We start from the raw sequence: 15,729 nt of genomic DNA, 5'->3' as shown, positions 1-15,729 counted from the left end.
CTTAGCGTTGCGCATCCTGCGCGGCGCTTGCGAGATCGTGCAGTTCGTAAAGCAGATCGAGCGCGTCGCGCGGTTTCAGATCGTTCGGATCGATCGAACGCAGCTTTTCGAGTGCGGGGTGCAGGTGCGCTGCGGGCGGGCCATCCTCGGTATCGTCCGGCGCGTCTTCCAAGTAGACGGGATCAGCGAACAAATCGAGCTGCGGCGTCGCGTGCCCCACCGATTGTTGTTCTAGATACGCGAGGTGTTTGCGCGCGGCGCGAATCACGGGCGACGGCACGCCGGCCAACTGCGCGACCTGCAAGCCGTAGCTCTGGCTCGCGGGACCTTCGTTGACGGCGTGCAGGAAAACGATCCCATGCCCGTGTTCGACGGCGGACAAGTGAACGTTCGCCGCGTGCGCGAATTCGGTTGGCAGCTGGGTCAACTCGAAATAGTGCGTAGCAAAGAGGGTGTAGCAGGCGTTGTGCGAGAGCAGGTGGCGCGCGATGGCCCACGCGAGCGCGAGGCCGTCGAATGTCGACGTGCCGCGGCCGATTTCGTCCATCAGCACGAGACTCTGCGGCGTCGCGTCGTTCAGGATCGCCGCGGCTTCCGTCATTTCGACCATGAACGTCGAGCGGCCGCCCGCCAAGTCGTCGGCGGCGCCGATGCGCGTGAAGATGCGGTCGATCGGACCGAAGCGCGCGCGCCGGGCGGGCACGTAGCTGCCGGCATAAGCCAGCAGCGTGATCAACGCGGTCTGGCGCATGAACGTCGATTTGCCGCCCATATTGGGGCCGGTGATCAACAGCAGCTTGCGATCGGTGGAGAGGCGGCAGTCGTTCGCGATGAACTGTTCGACTTGCGCTTCGACGACCGGATGCCGACCTTGCTCGATATCGATGCCGACCTCCGCGGAGAATTCCGGTGCGACCCAATCGAGCGCGCGGGCCCGCTCGGCAAGCGCGGCGAGCAGGTCGAGCTCGGCGAGCGCCGTGGCGACGCGCTGGCAATCGGCGATGAACGGCAGCAGCGATTGCAGCAGCGCGTCGAAGAGCGCGCGTTCGCGGGCGAGCGCACGCTCTTGTGCGGAGAGCGCCTTATCCTCGAAGGTCTTCAGCTCGGGCGTGATATAGCGCTCGGCGTTCTTGAGCGTCTGGCGGCGGCGATAGTCGTCCGGCACTTTGTCGGTCTGGCCGCGCGTGACTTCGATGTAGAACCCGTGGACCTTGTTGTACTCGACGCGCAAATTCGCGATCCCGGTGCGGGTGCGTTCGCGCGTTTCGAGGTCGATCAGGAATTGTCCGCAGTTCTCCGAAATATCGCGCAACGCGTCGAGATCCGCATCGTAGCCGCGGGCGATCACGCCGCCGTCGCGGACCATGGCCGCCGGTTCGGCGGCGACTGCGCGAGTCAACAATTCGACGCAGCCGGCCGGGGGCTCGAGCTCGGCGTCGACGCGCGCGAGGGCTGCGGCGTTCGCGACGACGGGCGCCAGTTTTGCGCGCAGCGCCGGCAGCGACACGAATGTATCGCGCAGGCTCGACAGGTCGCGCGGACGCGCCGACAACAGCGCAAGCCGCCCCGTGATCCGCTCCACATCCGCAATCTGACGCAACGCGCCGCGCAGCGCGTCGAGACTTGCGTCGATGGGCGCATCGAGCAGCGCGCCGATCGCCTGCTGTCGCGTTTGGGCGACCATCGCGTCGCGCGGCGGATGATGCAGCCAGTGACGCAGCAAGCGGCTGCCCATCGCCGTGCTGCAGGTGTCGAGGAGGGAGTACAACGTCGGCGATTCGGTGCCGCGCAATGTTTCCGTCAATTCGAGATTGCGGCGTGTCGCCGGATCGAGGCCGATGTATTCGGATTCGTACTCGACCTTGAGGCTGCGCACGTGGCGCAATTGCTGGCCTTGCGTTGCCGACGCGTAGAGCAGCAGGGCGCCCGCTGCGCCGCACGCGCTCGTCAGCGTTTGCGCGCCGAAGCCGTCGAGTCCCGCAACGCCCAGCTGGTCGCACAGGCGCTGTGTGCCCGATGCAACGTCGAAATGCCACACGGGCACCCGCGTCAGCGCGCCGGCCGCGCTGGCCGGCGTGAAGCCTGCGGGCGTGTCGGACACGAGGATTTCGGCCGGGCGAATGCGTTCGAGCGCGGCGCCGACTTGGTCGGGCGCGACTTCTGCGAGGCGGAGCGCGCCGCTCGCGAGGTTGAGCCACGCAAGGCCCACGTTCGTCACGACTCCGCGCTTGTTGTGGCCCGGAGAGAGCGCGAGCAGATAGACGTCGCTCTTGTCGGACAGCAGCGCGGCGTCCGTGAGCGTGCCCGGCGTGACGACGCGCACGACCTTGCGTTCGACCGGGCCCTTGGACGTTGCCGGGTCGCCGATCTGCTCGCAGATCGCGACCGATTCGCCGAGCTTCACGAGCTTCGCGAGGTACTGCTCGACCGCGTGATGCGGCACACCCGCCATCTTGATCGGGTTGCCTGCAGACGCGCCGCGCTGCGTGAGCGTCAGGTCGAGCAGGCGAGCGGCTTTTTCGGCGTCGTCGAAAAAGAGCTCATAGAAGTCGCCCATTCGATAAAAGACGAGCGTGCCGGGATGCTCCGCTTTAATGCGAAGGTACTGCTGCATCATCGGCGTGTGCTGCGCTACGTCGCTGGCAGCGCCGGCCGCTTCAATTGGATTGCCCATCGTGTTTGTTTGCTTTGGCTATATAGGGCGAGAGTTTAACCCGCGCACGTCGGGCACGAACCCTGGACGAATGGCCAACGCGAACGTTTCGCCAGACGTCCCGGGAAATCCGCAGCCGGGCTGCCGCGTCCCGCTCCGTCACTCATTCTTCGACGAGCGCGCGCAGATCCACCTTGCGCGCGTTGGCCGCGCTCTTGCGTTTCGCGAGCCAGATCATCAGGCAGATGAAGCTGCCGAAGATGACGATGATCCACTGCGCCGGCACCTTCGCGGTCAACAGCAGCGCGTAGGCGCCGAGCATCAGCAGCACGGCGAGATTCTGGTTGAAGTTCTGCACGGCGATCGAATGACCGGCCGAGAGCAGCGTAGCGCCGCGATGCTGCAAGAGCGCGTTCATCGGCACGATGAAGAATCCCGCCAGGCCGCCGAGGCCGATCATCAGCGGATACGCGAACACGATATAGAACGGCGCGAAAAGGCTGCCGAACCGCAAGCCCGCGCCAGGCGGGAAGAGCCCCTTGCTGTAGAACGCCATCCCGACGGCGACGAGTCCTGCGGCGATCCCCACCGGCAGCACCTTTAGCGAGCGTACGAGCGGAATCCAGGTCGCCGCGGCTGCCGCGCCGACCGCAATGCCGATGCCCGTCACGCCCTGCATCACTGCGGCCTTCGACAACGACAACCCCAAGTTCGACGCAGCCCACTTGAGGACGAGCAACTGCAGCGTGACGGCCGCGCCCCACATTAGCGTCGTGACCCATAGCGCGATCTGCGCAAGCTTGTCGAGCCACAGCACGTTGAAGCAGTGCACGAAGTCGCCGACGAGCTTGCCGGGCTCGCGCAGGCGGTTCGCGTAGCGCGCCCCGGTGTCGGGAATGTCGATGTTGATGAGTGCCGCCACCAAGTAAGTCAGCATGACGGCGAGCATCGCCAGGTCGGCGGCCGAATGCACGAACGGCCAATGCACGCGCGCGACGAAACGCTCGGCGAGGGGGCTGATCAGTGCGCCGCCCATCATCGTGCCGATGATCGTCGAGAGCACGGTGGCCGATTCGAGCCATGCGTTCGCCGCAATCAGCCGCTCGGGCGGCAGCAGCTCGGTGAGAATCCCGTATTTGGCGGGCGAATAGGCGGCGGCGCCGAACCCGACCACGCCATACGCGATCATCGGATGGACGCCCGCGATCATCAACAGGCAGCCGCACGCTTTCAGCGCGTTCGACGCGAACATGACGTGACGTTTTTGCAGCGCGTCGGCGAATGCGCCGACAAAAGGCGCCAGCAAGACGTAAGAGATCGTGAAGAAGATCTGCAACAGCGGCGTGACCCAGGCGGCAGCCTGCATCACGCTGAGCAATGCGATCGCAGCGATCAGCAACGCGTTATCGGCGAGCGACGACACGAACTGAGCGGCGATGATCGTATAGAAGCCTTTTTTCATGAAGCGCGGGACCCATGCTGTGTGCCGCCGCGGTTTTGGCCGCTGCGGCAAGCATCGAAATCGAAGCGTGCGCGAAGCATGCCGGCACCCTGGCTGGGGCAGCGAGGAGCGGGTAGCACGAGCGCGGGGACCTGCAACACGGTCTTGCAACAAAAAAAGCGGCCGGGGCCGCTTTCATTGCCTCGCGTCAGGCCGCTTGCCGGGTACGGCTGTAGGGGCTCAGGATCGGCACCATTTGTGCGTACACCTTCGGGTTCCCAGTGACGATTTCACCGAGATGCAGGAAGTCGGAGTCGCCCGTGTAGTTGCCGACGAGGCCGCCGGCTTCCGTAACCAGCAGGCTGCCGGCCGCCATGTCCCACGCGCTGATGCCTTGCTCGAAAAAGCCGTCCATGCGGCCAGCGGCGACGTTGGCGAGATCGAGTGCCGCAGCGCCGGGGCGGCGCAGGCCCGTGCACGCTTGGGTCATTTCGGCGAACAGGCGGCAATACGCGTCGAGGCCGTCCTTTTCGCGGAACGGAAAGCCCGTGCCGATCAGCGAGTCGGCAAGCCGATCGCGTCGCCCGACGCGGATGCGCCGATCGTTCAGGTAGGCGCCGCGGCCGCGCGATGCCGTGAAGAGATCGTTGCGCGTCGGGTCGTAGACGGCGGCCTGCGTGACGATGCCCTTGTGCGCAAGCGCGATCGAAACGCAGTAGTACTGGAAGCCGTGAATGAAATTGGTCGTGCCGTCGAGCGGATCGATGATCCACTGGTACTCGGATTCGTTCTCCGAGCGGCCGGATTCTTCGGCGAGGATGGCGTGGTCGGGGTAGGCAGTCTTCAGCGTATCAATGATTGCCGCTTCCGATGCCTTGTCGACCTCCGTGACGAAATCGTTGTGCTGCTTCTTGCTGACCTGGATCAGATCGAGATCGAGCGAGGCGCGGTTGATGATCTGTCCGGCGCGACGGGCGGCCTTGACGGCGATGTTGAGCATGGGATGCATGAGCCTGGTTCCTTGTGCCGGGAAGGCGCGAGCGCTGCCCGGTAATGAGCTAAACCGGCCGGAACGCGTGTACGGGCACGAATTCCGTCGACGGAGACGAATTGAAGAAGAGCAGGGCGCGGGCTGCGGGCCAATCGACGACGGCGTGCGGCGCGCGCGAACGGCGTGATTTTACCCGACTCGGGCGCATTCCGGCAGAGCGCCGCGCGCCCGAGGCACCCGGCCTTGACCGGTTCGGCTTGACTTCAGTCTGCGGGTACTCGTGTAACAGGCGCAACCTGGCCGAACAGCAGATTGGGTTCGTCTGAGGTTGGCGATACCATACTCACTTCATCGTCAATTCGGGCAGGTCCCCCGGCGAGCTTGCCGTTGGCTGCTTTTCACGGTTTTCATCGGGTCATCTTGAACCATTCAAACACACCGCATCATCGGCCCGGCAGCGAACCGTCGGGCGGCGCTCCGTCCTCGGCAACCGATTGCGCCGGCTCGCCGCGCGGCGGCTTTACCTCGACGCGCTTCGTGCTCGTCGAGCCGAGCCACCCCGGCAATGTCGGCGCCGCGGCGCGCGCGCTCAAGACAATGGGCTTTTCGCGGCTGGTGCTCGTCTCGCCGCGGGTTGCGCACGTGCAGAGCGATCCGGAAGCGATCGCGATGGCGAGCGGCGCCGACGATGTGCTCGCTTCCGTCCACGTCGTGCCCACGCTCGCCGATGCGCTGACGGGCGTGCACTGGTCGATTGCGCTCACGGCGCGGCTGCGCGAGTACGGTCCGCCGCAACTCGCGCCGCGCGCGGCCGCGATGGAGGCATGCCGGCACGCGGCGAACGGCGATATCGCGCTAGTGTTCGGCAATGAGCGCACGGGCCTTTCGAATGAAGACGTCGAGCGCTGCAGCGCGCTGGCGCATATCCCGGCCAATCCCGCCTATAGCTCGCTCAATCTCGCGCAAGCCGTCCAGGTCTTGTGCTACGAGCTGCGCATGGCGTATCTCGGCGAATCGGGCCTCGAGGCCCCGGCCCCCGCCGACACCGGTGGCCCGCGCGCGTCCAGCGACGAGATCGAGCGGATGTTCGTCCATTTGGAGAACGCGCTGATCGCGCTGGCGTTTCTCGATCCCGCGAATCCGAAGAAGCTGATGTCGAGATTGCGGCGGCTTTTCGCGCGCTCGGGGCTCGAGCGCGAGGAAGTGAACATCGTGCGCGGCATCGCCAAGCACATCTTGCTCAAGGCGCGCGGCACGGAGAAGTGATGGCGGGCGCGAGGACTTCGGAGCGCCGGTTTCAGCGATTTTCGCGCCATTGCGGTGCATCGCGCACTACGCCTTCCGGCTTGCGGCAGCGCCGAATACCCCCGCGCGCGTTGTGGCGAAAAAGGGCGGCCAGCACGTCCGCAGGCTTCGCCCTACAATCGGTCCGTTCGTCATAAGCAAATCTGCGGATCCGCTATTCCGTGCTTTCGCTGTCGCGCGCCGCGACCGTTTTACCTAACGATCACGATCATGTTCACGAGACTTCGCGAAGACATTGCCACGATCCGCGAGCGCGACCCCGCCGCTCGCAGCGCCTGGGAAGTACTCACGTGCTATCCGGGCCTGCACGCGCTGGTGCTGCACCGAGTCGCGCACACATGCTGGCGCGGCAAGCGCCGCTGGCTTGCACGCTTCGTTTCGCAGTTCGCGCGCTTCCTGACAGGCATCGAAATCCACCCCGGCGCGACGATCGGCCGGCGCGTATTCATCGATCACGGGATGGGCGTCGTGATCGGCGAGACGGCAGAAGTCGGCGACGACTGCACGATCTACCAAGGCGTGACGCTCGGCGGCACGTCGCTCACGCGCGGCGCCAAGCGTCACCCGACGCTCGCGCGCGGCGTGATTGTCGGCGCTGGCGCAAAGGTGCTGGGCGGCTTCACGATCGGCGCCGAAGCGAAAATCGGCTCGAACGCGGTCGTCGTGAAGCCTGTGCCGGCGGGCGGCACGGCGGTCGGCAATCCGGCGCGCGTCGTGATGCCCGCCGATACCAAGCGCACGCAGCACAGCATGGCGTTCTGCGCGTACGGCATCACGCCGAACGCGGACGACCCGGTGTCGCTGGCTTTGCACGGGCTGATCGATCACGCCGCGAAGGAGACGCAGCGAGTCGACGAAATCGTCGCTGCGCTCGAGCGGCTCGGCGCGCGTCTCGAGGCGCTGCAGGGCGCGGACGCGGCGCTCGTCGACTTGCGGCGCCTGTCGGCGGCGATCGGAGGGAAAGCGGTCGGGCAGTGATGCCCGTCAGTCGAGCGGAAACGCTCGAATGCCTTCGGCGTCGATGCGAAGGTAGCCGCCGCGCCGCTTGCCGTGGTCGAGATCCCAGTCCGGCAAGACCCAGCGCGTGCCGCCGTGTTCCTGATGGCGTGCGGGACGGTGCGTGTGGCCGTGAATCATGGTCGTCGTCCGGCTCGACTTGAAGAGCGTTTCCACCCCTTCACTCGTGACGTCGTAGAGCGGCGAAACCGGCCTGATGCGTCCTTCCTCGCTCGCGCTGCGCATCCGTTCGGCAAGCGCGCGGCGCCATTTGAACGGCCAGGCGAGAAAAAGCAGTTGCGCCGCGCGGCTGCGCGCAAAGCGGCGAAAAGTCTGATATTTGCGGTCTGAGGTGCAAAGTGCGTCGCCGTGTGCGAGCACGATGCGCGCGCCGAACGCGGTCATGACGAACGGATCGGGCAGCCAGATCGCGCCGGCCGCTTTCATAAAGCGCTTGCCGAGCAGGAAATCGCGGTTGCCGTGCATGATGTAGAGCGCGATACCGCGCTCGGACAGCGTGTGCATCAGCGTCGTCATGCGCGCGGCGAAAGGATCGGCCGCGAGCATGTCGTCGCCGATCCAATATTCGAACAGGTCGCCGAGAATGAAGACAGAATCGGCGTTGTCGGCCGTCACGCGGACGAAGTGATCGAACGCGGCGACCGTGCGCGGGATCGCCTCGCTCAAATGGAGGTCGGAGATAAAGAGGAGCGGGCGCGGCGCGTGCGGACGCGTGTGACCGACTTCGCCCGGCACGCCCGCCGCGACGCTACGTGGCGTATCCTGCCGCCCCGCAACGCTCTTCTCCCGTAAGAGAGTCGTGCTCAATCTCAATCGACGATGACAGCCTTTTCGATCACGACATCGTCAACGGGCACGTCCTGATGAAAGCCCTTCGAGCCCGTTTTCACCTTCTTGATCTTGTCGACGACGTCGAGCCCTTCGACGACTTTGCCGAACACCGCGTAGCCCCAGCCTTGCGGCGTCGGTGACGAGTGGTTCAGGAAGTCGTTGTCGTTCACGTTGATGAAAAATTGTGCCGTAGCCGAATGCGGATCGTTCGTGCGCGCCATCGCAATCGATCCCGTCACGTTCTTCAGGCCGTTGTTCGCTTCGTTGTCGATCGGTGCGTCGGTCTGCTTTTGCTTCATGCCCGGCTCGAAGCCGCCGCCTTGAATCATGAAGCCGTCGATCACGCGGTGAAACACCGTATTGTCGTAGTGGCCTTTTTTCACGTAGTTCAGGAAGTTCTCGACCGACTTCGGCGCCTTCTCGGCGTCCAGTTCGAGCTTGATGATGCCGTGGTTCGTATGCAGTTCGACCATGATTCGATCCTTGAGTAGGGGGTGAGGGAGCGGGCGGGGCCGCGCGAACTACGCCATATTTCACTAAGTTAGCGCGTTCCCGCCGGTTGCGTTAGCTGACGCTTATTTTGAAACGACGCTGGCCGATTCGATCACGATCTGGGTTTGCGGGACGTCGGACATCGGGCCGCGCGTCGCGGTCGGCGTGCCCTCGATCTTCTTGACGACATCCATGCCGGAGATCACCTTGCCGAACACCGCGTAGCCGTTGCCGTCCGGGTTCGGATAGTCGAGGCCGGCGTTGTCGACGGTATTGATGAAGAACTGCGCGGTGGCCGAGTTCGGGTCGCTCGTGCGGGCCATCGCGATCGTGCCGGCCGTATTCTTCAGCCCGTTCTTGCTTTCGAGCGGAATCGGCGCGCGCGTCGGCTTCTCGGCGTAGCTCGCCGTGTAGCCGCCACCCTGGATCATGAAGCCGGGAATCACGCGGTGGAAGATCGTGCCGCTGTATTGGCCGGATTTCACGTAGTCGAGGAAGTTGGCGACGGTCTTCGGCGCCTTCTCGGGGTACAGCTCGACGCGGATGTCGCCGTCCGTCGTCTTGATGAGGACGGTCGGATGCGCGGCGGGCGCGGCCGTTTGCGCAAAGGCGGGAGCGTTCGCGATCAGAGCGGCGCTGCCGAGCGCCAACAACAAGCTTTTCATGAAATTCCTCAGGGTGGAGAAAATGGGAGCCGCGTGCGTCGCTTATTGCGACGGCGCGACGTAAGGCGGCAAGGCCAGCGACCCGTTCGAGCCGGCGCCGTACTGGAACGACGGCGAGGAGGTGACCGGGAACGTCGGCGTGGGAGCCGAAACCGGCGCTGCCGCTTTCGCAGTCTTCTTCGCCGACGCAGGCGGAGAGATCACTTTCTGGAGGTCGGCAAGGCGTTGCGCGGTCGCGCCGCTCGCATGGCCGAACGACTGGGCGCGCTTGTACGACTCGGCGGCAAGCCGCAGGTACAAGTCGCCGAGATTTTCGTACGCGAGGCCGTAGCTTGGGTTGGCTTTGACGGCCGTCACGAGCGCGGCGCGTGCATCGTCGTAGCGGCCTTCCTTTGCGTAAAGCGCCGCCAGGTTGTTGTAGGGCTCGGGCAGTTCCGGATAGGTTTGCGTCAACTCGACGAATTGCTGGATCGCTTCGTCGTCGCGATTCAGCTGCGCGAGCACGGTGCCGCGCTTGAACTTCGCCTGCGCGTCGCGCGGGTTCGTCTTGATGCGTGCGTCGAGCTGGGAAAGTGCCTCATTCCAGTTCTGGCCGGCGATCAACGCGTCGATCTGGGGCGTGCCGTCGGCTACCGCCGTCGACACTTGTTGCGCGTGCGCGGCGATGCCCGGCAGCGCAGTCAGAGCAATGCCGCACAGCATGGCCGCGGCAAGGGTCGCAGCGCGGGGCGCGCGGCCGCTGGAAGGTTTCATAGGCTCAAGTCGGGATGTTATACTGCGGCCCATTCTAACAAAACGTCCGCCAGTTTCCTCGAACGGCAGACTGTCTATCGCCACTCGTGGTCGTCTCCGCCTCGATCGCAGTTTGACCGCAGCTTCAAGCGTTCACGCTCGCGCACCGGTTCTGTCACATGCGCCGCGCCCGCCATGTGCTTCGAATGCGCGGCGTGCGGCGCCAAGTGCGGATATCTCTCGGCCTTCGCATCGTCTCTATGGAATCTCTGCGCATCTACAACACGCTCGCGCGTGACAAGCAACTATTCGTTCCGCGCCGCGCGGGCGAGGTGCGGATGTACGTCTGCGGGATGACGGTGTACGACTATTGCCACGTCGGCCACGCGCGCGTGATGGTCGTGTTCGACATCGTGCAGCGGTGGCTGCGCGCCCTGGGCTATCAAGTCACTTACGTGCGCAACATCACCGATGTCGACGATAAGATCATTCGCCGCGCTGTCGAGAACGGCGAGACGATCAAGGCGCTGACCGACCGGTTCATCGCCGCGATGCACGAAGACGCGGATGCGCTCGGCATCGAGCGTCCTGACATCGAGCCGCGTGCAACCGATTTCATCCCGCAGATGCTTGGCATGATCGAGCGGCTCGAAGCAAACGGTTATGCGTATCGGGCCAAAGACGGCGATGTCAATTATGCAGTGCGCAAGTTCGCGAACTACGGCAAGCTGTCGGGCAAGTCGCTCGAAGATTTGCGCGCGGGCGAGCGAGTGGCGGCGAATGACGCAAAGGAAGATCCGCTCGATTTCGTGCTGTGGAAAAGCGCGAAACCCGACGAGCCGGCCGATACGATCTGGGAGTCGCCATACGGACGCGGCCGTCCCGGCTGGCATATCGAATGCTCGGCGATGAGCTGCACGCTGCTCGGCGAGCATTTCGACTTGCACGGCGGCGGCCAGGACCTGCAGTTTCCGCACCATGAGAACGAAATAGCGCAGAGCGAAGGCGCGACGAATCAAACCTTCGTCAGTTATTGGATGCACAACGGTTTCGTTCAGATCGACAATGAAAAGATGTCGAAATCGCTCGGCAACTTCTTCACGATCCGCGACGTGCTCGCGAAATACGATGCGGAAGTCGTGCGTTTCTTCATCGCACGTGCGCATTATCGTTCGCCGCTCAACTATAGCGATGTGCACCTCGACGACGCTCGCGCAGCGCTTACGCGTCTATATGTTGCTTTGAAAGAGGCGGGTGCCGACGATAGGCCGCTCGACTGGACCGAAGCGCATGCGCAGCGGTTCCGCGCGGCGATGAACGATGACTTCAATACGCCGGTAGCGGTGTCGGTGCTGTTCGAATTGGCGGGTGAGGTGAATCGCACGCGCGACGCAGCGCTTGCGCGTCAGTTGAAGGGGCTTGCGCAAGTCGTCGGCCTGCTTGGCCGCGATCCGCGCGCGTTCCTGCAGCAGGCGGGCGGCAGCGCGAACGAAGCGTCGCTCGACGTCGCCGCGATCGAAGCGCAGATCGCCGCGCGCGTCGCCGCGAAGCAGGCGAAGAACTATGCCGAAGCAGACCGGATTCGCAATGCATTGCTCGAAGCCGGAATTGCGCTTGAAGACAAACCGGGCGGGTTGACCGAGTGGCGCCGCGTATGAGCGCGCATCGGAAATCCCTCTGATCGACTCGCCAGGCAGGAGGCAAGATGGCAACGGCCAGGAAGGCGCCGGCTAAACGGGCGGCGCCGCAACAATCCGCGGCAGCAGTCAAGACGGCACGCGCGCGCAAGACGGGCGTGTCGAAGGCATCGCCGGACGACGGCAGTCAGGTGCCCCCCCTAAAGAAGGCGGTGGCCAAAACGGCAGCCGCTAAACGTTTGCTCAATGGCAGCGCCGGGCGTGCGACGAAGTCGGCGCGCGCATCGAAGGGGAAAGCGGGCAAGCCCAACGGTTCGGCAGGCTCTGCCGAGGTTCAGGAATTCGCACGCGATAACGCGCACGACGGCGAGGTCGTACGCAAGACCCGTGCGGGCTCGACGCCGGAAGCGGCCGTGCCGGTGCAGATCAGCGGCCTGACTCCGGCCGTCACGCGTCCTCCGTACTGGGACGGCGCTTGCGCAGACCTCGTCAAGCGCGATCGCATTCTCAAGAAGCTGATTCCGAAGTTCGGGCCGGTGCATCTCATCAACGGCGGCGATCCGTTCGTCACGCTCGCGCGGTCGGTCGTCGGCCAGCAGATTTCCGTGCAGGCGGCGCAGGCCGTGTGGGAGCGCATCGAAGCGGTCTGCCCGAAGCTTGCGCCGCAGCAGTTCATCAAGCTCGGCCAGGAACAGCTGGCCGGTTGCGGCCTGTCGAAGCGCAAATCCGAATACATTCTCGATCTTGCACAGCACTTCGTATCGGGCGCTCTGCACGTCGACAAATGGATGTCGATGGAAGACGAGGCGGTCATTGCCGAGCTCACGCAAATTCGCGGCATCGGCCGCTGGACCGCGGAGATGTTCCTGATCTTCAACCTGTCGCGGCCCGACGTTTTGCCGCTCGACGACCTTGGCCTCATTCGCGCGATCAGCGTCAACTATTTCAGCGGAGAACCGGTCACGCGCAGCGAGGCGCGTGAAGTTGCCGCGAATTGGGAGCCGTGGCGCACGGTTGCGACCTGGTATATGTGGCGCAGCCTCGATCCGCTCGCGAATCGCGAATGACGCGCCTGCACCGGCTATCGATATCTTATAATTGATAGTTGCGATCTGATCTTGACGCTGGCGGGCGCGGTTAGAATACGCGCTGCCCGGCAAGTCCAAGGATTCGAACAAATGAAAACTACATTTCTGGATTTCGAACAGCCTATCGCTGAACTCGAAGCGAAGATTGAAGAATTGCGCTTCGTGCAGGACGATTCCGCTGTCGATATTTCGGAAGAAATCGAGCGGCTGTCGAAGAAAAGCCAGCAGCTCACGAAGGACCTCTACGCGAGCCTGACGCCCTGGCAGGTTTCGCAAATCGCGCGTCATCCGCAGCGTCCCTACACGCTCGACTACGTCAATGAGCTGTTCACCGATTTTCATGAACTGCACGGGGACCGCTCGTATGCGGACGATTTGTCGATCATCGGCGGTCTCGCGCGTTTCAACGGCCATCCGTGCATGGTGATCGGCCAGCAGAAGGGCCGCGATACGAAGGAGCGCGCGGCGCGCAACTTCGGCATGCCGCGTCCGGAAGGCTATCGGAAGGCCGAGCGTCTCATGCGTCTTGCCGAGAAGTTCGGTTTGCCGATCTTCACGTTCATCGACACGCCGGGCGCGTATCCAGGCATCGGCGCGGAAGAGCGCGGGCAGTCGGAAGCGATCGGCCGCAATCTATATGTGATGGCCGAGCTCAAGACGCCGATCATGGCGACCGTGATCGGCGAGGGCGGCTCGGGCGGCGCGCTCGCAATCGCGGTAGCCGACAGCGTGCTGATGCTCCAGTTCTCGACCTACTCGGTGATTTCGCCGGAAGGCTGTGCGTCGATTTTGTGGAAGAGCGCGGCCAAGGCGCCGGAGGCCGCCGAGGCGCTGGGCTTGACCGCGCATCGTCTGAAGGCGCTCGGTCTCATCGACAAGATCGTCAACGAGCCGCTGGGCGGCGCGCATCGCGACCCGAAGGGTATGGCGGCGCTGCTGCGCCGCGCGCTCGCCGACACACTGCGCCAGTTCCAGGGCATGAGCACGCAAGACCTGCGTGAGCGCCGCTTCGAACGTCTGATGGCGTACGGCAAGTTCAAGGAAACGACGCCGGGCGCATGACGCGCACCGGCGGCTCGTTCTCGCTCGGGCGCTACGCGCCTTGCTGCCGTGACTTCCTCTGCTGACTCCGCTGCCGATCGCATCGTTCTCGAAGCGATCGGCAGTGCGCTTTCAGGGCTGCCCGATGACGCACGTATTGCGCTCGCGTACAGCGGCGGACTCGATTCGACGGTGCTGCTCGACGCAGCGGTGCGCGTGGCCGGTCCGGCGCGCTGTGTCGCGCTGCATGTCCACCACGGCCTCAGCCCGAATGCGGATCAATGGCTTGCACATTGCGAGGCGACGGCGCGCGCGCACGGCGTGAGCTTCGAGGCGCAGCACGTCGAAGTGGCGCGCGCCCCCGGCGAGAGTGTCGAAGCGATGGCGCGCGACGCGCGATATCGCGCGCTCGATGCCATGTGTGCGCATCATGGCGCCGTCGCGCTTTGGCTCGCCCAGCACGCCGACGATCAAGCCGAGACCGTGCTGCTGCAATTGCTGCGCGGCGCGGGCGTCGCCGGGCTCGCGGCGATGGCGCCGCAGCGCGTCGAGGGTGCGTCGACGGTGCCGCGTGTGCGGCCGCTGCTCTTTCTGCTGAGAGGACAGCTCGAGACCTATGCGCAGACGCACGGACTTCGCTGGATCGACGACGAATCGAACGCGGACACCCGCTACGCGCGCAATGCGCTACGCCACGAGGTCATTCCGGCGCTCGCCGTGCATTTCCCCGGTTTTCGCGATGCGCTCGCGCGCGCGGCGCGGCATGCGGCGAGCGCGCAGCGCCTGCTCGACGACCTTGCCGAACTCGACATGCAGACGGTTTCGTCCGATGAAGGCCGCGCTTTGTCGCGCGCTGCGCTGCTCGCGCTGGATGACGAGCGAGCGCTGAACGTCATCCGCTTTTGGATGCGCTCGCTCGGCATGCCGGCCGCCTCGACGGGGCGTCTCACCGATGCGTTGCGCCAGTTGCGCGACGCACGCGACGAGCATCGCTTGCGTGTCGATCACGCAGGGCAATGTCTGCGCTTGTATCGCGATCACGTCTATTGGGAAGCGGGGGATAGCGCGGATCCGGCCGACGAAACCGCAATCGAGGCCAGGGCGCCAAGCGAGTTGATCTGGCGAGGCGAGGAGGTCTGGCGTTTGCCGCTCTGGCGCGGCTCGCTTGTTTTTGTGCCCGTCGCGGACGACGACCCTGGCGCCGTCCCTGAAGCGCTGCTTGCGCACGCGCCGTTGTCGGCTCGCTCGCGAGCGGGTGGTGAGCGCATGCGCGTGGCGCCGCACGGCCGGACGCGCACGCTGAAGAACCTGTTCCAGGAACTCGGCGTGCCGGCGTGGAAGCGGGACGTACCGGTTGTCTACTGCGGCGGCCAACTGCTCTTCGTCCCGCTGATCGGCGTGAACCGCGAAGCGCTGCGCGGCCAACCGCCGCTACTGACGGGTCAGCCGCGCCGGCGTATCGAATGGCGCCCCGATTTGCTGATCACTTGATGAGAAGGCGGCATTGGGGCCGCGTTTCCCACGGCGGGCGGCGATACCCCTCGAATGCGTGCAAATCCTTTGCGCACAAGCCTTTGGGCGCGTTTTTCCGCGGCGTCCGGCTTGTCTTTTCGGCGTCGATCGAGTACGCTCAATCGTTTGCTCAATCCGCTTTTGCTGCCGCCCGCGCATCATTTTTGCGTATTTAGCGGCCCTTTGCGGTCTCTTGCATCTATTTAACGAGCAAACCCGCGCATGCCCAGCGGCAACTCGTGCATGCCTTCGCCGCCACCCTTCGTCGTCGTCCTAAGCTCACAAGGCGTGTGACCGAACGGCGGTCTTGCGGTCCGTTGAGCG

13 protein-coding genes are annotated in these 15,729 nt (G+C 64.6%); 6 read left to right on the top strand and 7 right to left on the bottom strand.

What is annotated here, in order from left to right; all coding sequences use genetic code 11:
- Nucleotide 1 precedes the first annotated feature (1 nt).
- The 3 genes from mutS to J3489_RS20455 form a co-directional block, all read right to left on the bottom strand.
- Nucleotides 2-2,674: a DNA mismatch repair protein MutS gene (gene mutS / locus J3489_RS20465; protein WP_207001056.1), complete on the bottom strand. Its 2,673-nt coding sequence runs from the start codon at nucleotides 2,672-2,674 to the stop codon at nucleotides 2-4.
- A gap of 142 nt (nucleotides 2,675-2,816) precedes the next feature.
- Nucleotides 2,817-4,115 carry a lysophospholipid transporter LplT gene (gene lplT, locus J3489_RS20460; RefSeq protein ID WP_207001055.1) on the bottom strand — a complete coding sequence of 433 codons (1,299 nt, stop codon included), beginning with the start codon at nucleotides 4,113-4,115 and terminating at the stop codon, nucleotides 2,817-2,819.
- Nucleotides 4,116-4,302: 187 nt separating this feature from the next.
- The gene (locus J3489_RS20455) at nucleotides 4,303-5,103 is read right to left on the bottom strand and encodes an inositol monophosphatase family protein (RefSeq protein ID WP_207001054.1); all 801 of its coding nucleotides are present in this window, start codon (nucleotides 5,101-5,103) and stop codon (nucleotides 4,303-4,305) included.
- A 402-nt stretch (nucleotides 5,104-5,505) separates the two neighbouring features.
- On the opposite strand from J3489_RS20455, the gene J3489_RS20450 reads away from it, so the two are divergent.
- Both J3489_RS20450 and cysE read left to right on the top strand, forming a co-directional pair.
- Nucleotides 5,506-6,351 carry an RNA methyltransferase gene (locus J3489_RS20450; protein ID WP_207001053.1) on the top strand — a complete coding sequence of 282 codons (846 nt, stop codon included), beginning with the start codon at nucleotides 5,506-5,508 and terminating at the stop codon, nucleotides 6,349-6,351.
- A gap of 249 nt (nucleotides 6,352-6,600) precedes the next feature.
- On the top strand, nucleotides 6,601-7,368 hold the full coding sequence (cysE, locus tag J3489_RS20445) for a serine O-acetyltransferase (RefSeq protein ID WP_207001052.1): 768 nt from the start codon (nucleotides 6,601-6,603) through the stop codon (nucleotides 7,366-7,368).
- 6 nt (nucleotides 7,369-7,374) lie between these two features.
- Here the strand turns inward: cysE and J3489_RS20440 are convergent, their stop codons facing one another.
- The 4 genes from J3489_RS20440 to J3489_RS20425 all read right to left on the bottom strand — a co-directional run bounded on the left by J3489_RS20440 (nucleotide 7,375) and on the right by J3489_RS20425 (nucleotide 10,148).
- A complete protein-coding gene (locus tag J3489_RS20440) occupies nucleotides 7,375-8,214 on the bottom strand; it encodes a UDP-2,3-diacylglucosamine diphosphatase (RefSeq protein ID WP_207001051.1) in 840 nt (279 codons plus the stop codon).
- A 2-nt stretch (nucleotides 8,215-8,216) separates the two neighbouring features.
- Nucleotides 8,217-8,711: a peptidylprolyl isomerase gene (locus tag J3489_RS20435; RefSeq protein WP_207001049.1), complete on the bottom strand. Its 495-nt coding sequence runs from the start codon at nucleotides 8,709-8,711 to the stop codon at nucleotides 8,217-8,219.
- 102 nt (nucleotides 8,712-8,813) lie between these two features.
- The gene (locus tag J3489_RS20430) at nucleotides 8,814-9,395 is read right to left on the bottom strand and encodes a peptidylprolyl isomerase (RefSeq protein ID WP_207001048.1); all 582 of its coding nucleotides are present in this window, start codon (nucleotides 9,393-9,395) and stop codon (nucleotides 8,814-8,816) included.
- Between the two features lie 42 nt (nucleotides 9,396-9,437).
- Complete coding sequence (locus J3489_RS20425) at nucleotides 9,438-10,148, bottom strand: tetratricopeptide repeat protein (RefSeq protein ID WP_207001047.1); 711 nt, start codon at nucleotides 10,146-10,148, stop codon at nucleotides 9,438-9,440.
- A gap of 239 nt (nucleotides 10,149-10,387) precedes the next feature.
- Between J3489_RS20425 and cysS the strand changes: the two genes are divergently transcribed.
- The 4 genes from cysS (at nucleotide 10,388) to tilS (ending at nucleotide 15,384) form a co-directional block, all read left to right on the top strand.
- Nucleotides 10,388-11,785, top strand: a complete 1,398-nt coding sequence (gene cysS, locus J3489_RS20420) for a cysteine--tRNA ligase (RefSeq protein ID WP_207001046.1) — start codon at nucleotides 10,388-10,390, stop codon at nucleotides 11,783-11,785.
- 47 nt (nucleotides 11,786-11,832) lie between these two features.
- On the top strand, nucleotides 11,833-12,831 hold the full coding sequence (locus tag J3489_RS20415) for a DNA-3-methyladenine glycosylase family protein (protein WP_207001045.1): 999 nt from the start codon (nucleotides 11,833-11,835) through the stop codon (nucleotides 12,829-12,831).
- Nucleotides 12,832-12,942: 111 nt separating this feature from the next.
- A complete protein-coding gene (locus tag J3489_RS20410) occupies nucleotides 12,943-13,914 on the top strand; it encodes an acetyl-CoA carboxylase carboxyltransferase subunit alpha (RefSeq protein WP_207001044.1) in 972 nt (323 codons plus the stop codon).
- Between the two features lie 48 nt (nucleotides 13,915-13,962).
- On the top strand, nucleotides 13,963-15,384 hold the full coding sequence (gene tilS / locus J3489_RS20405; protein WP_207001043.1) for a tRNA lysidine(34) synthetase TilS: 1,422 nt from the start codon (nucleotides 13,963-13,965) through the stop codon (nucleotides 15,382-15,384).
- The last annotated feature ends 345 nt before the right edge of the window (nucleotides 15,385-15,729 follow it).

Source organism: Trinickia mobilis (genome assembly GCF_017315705.1).
Classification (GTDB): domain Bacteria; phylum Pseudomonadota; class Gammaproteobacteria; order Burkholderiales; family Burkholderiaceae; genus Trinickia_A; species Trinickia_A mobilis.
This window is presented reverse-complemented; position numbering and strand designations above follow the sequence as displayed.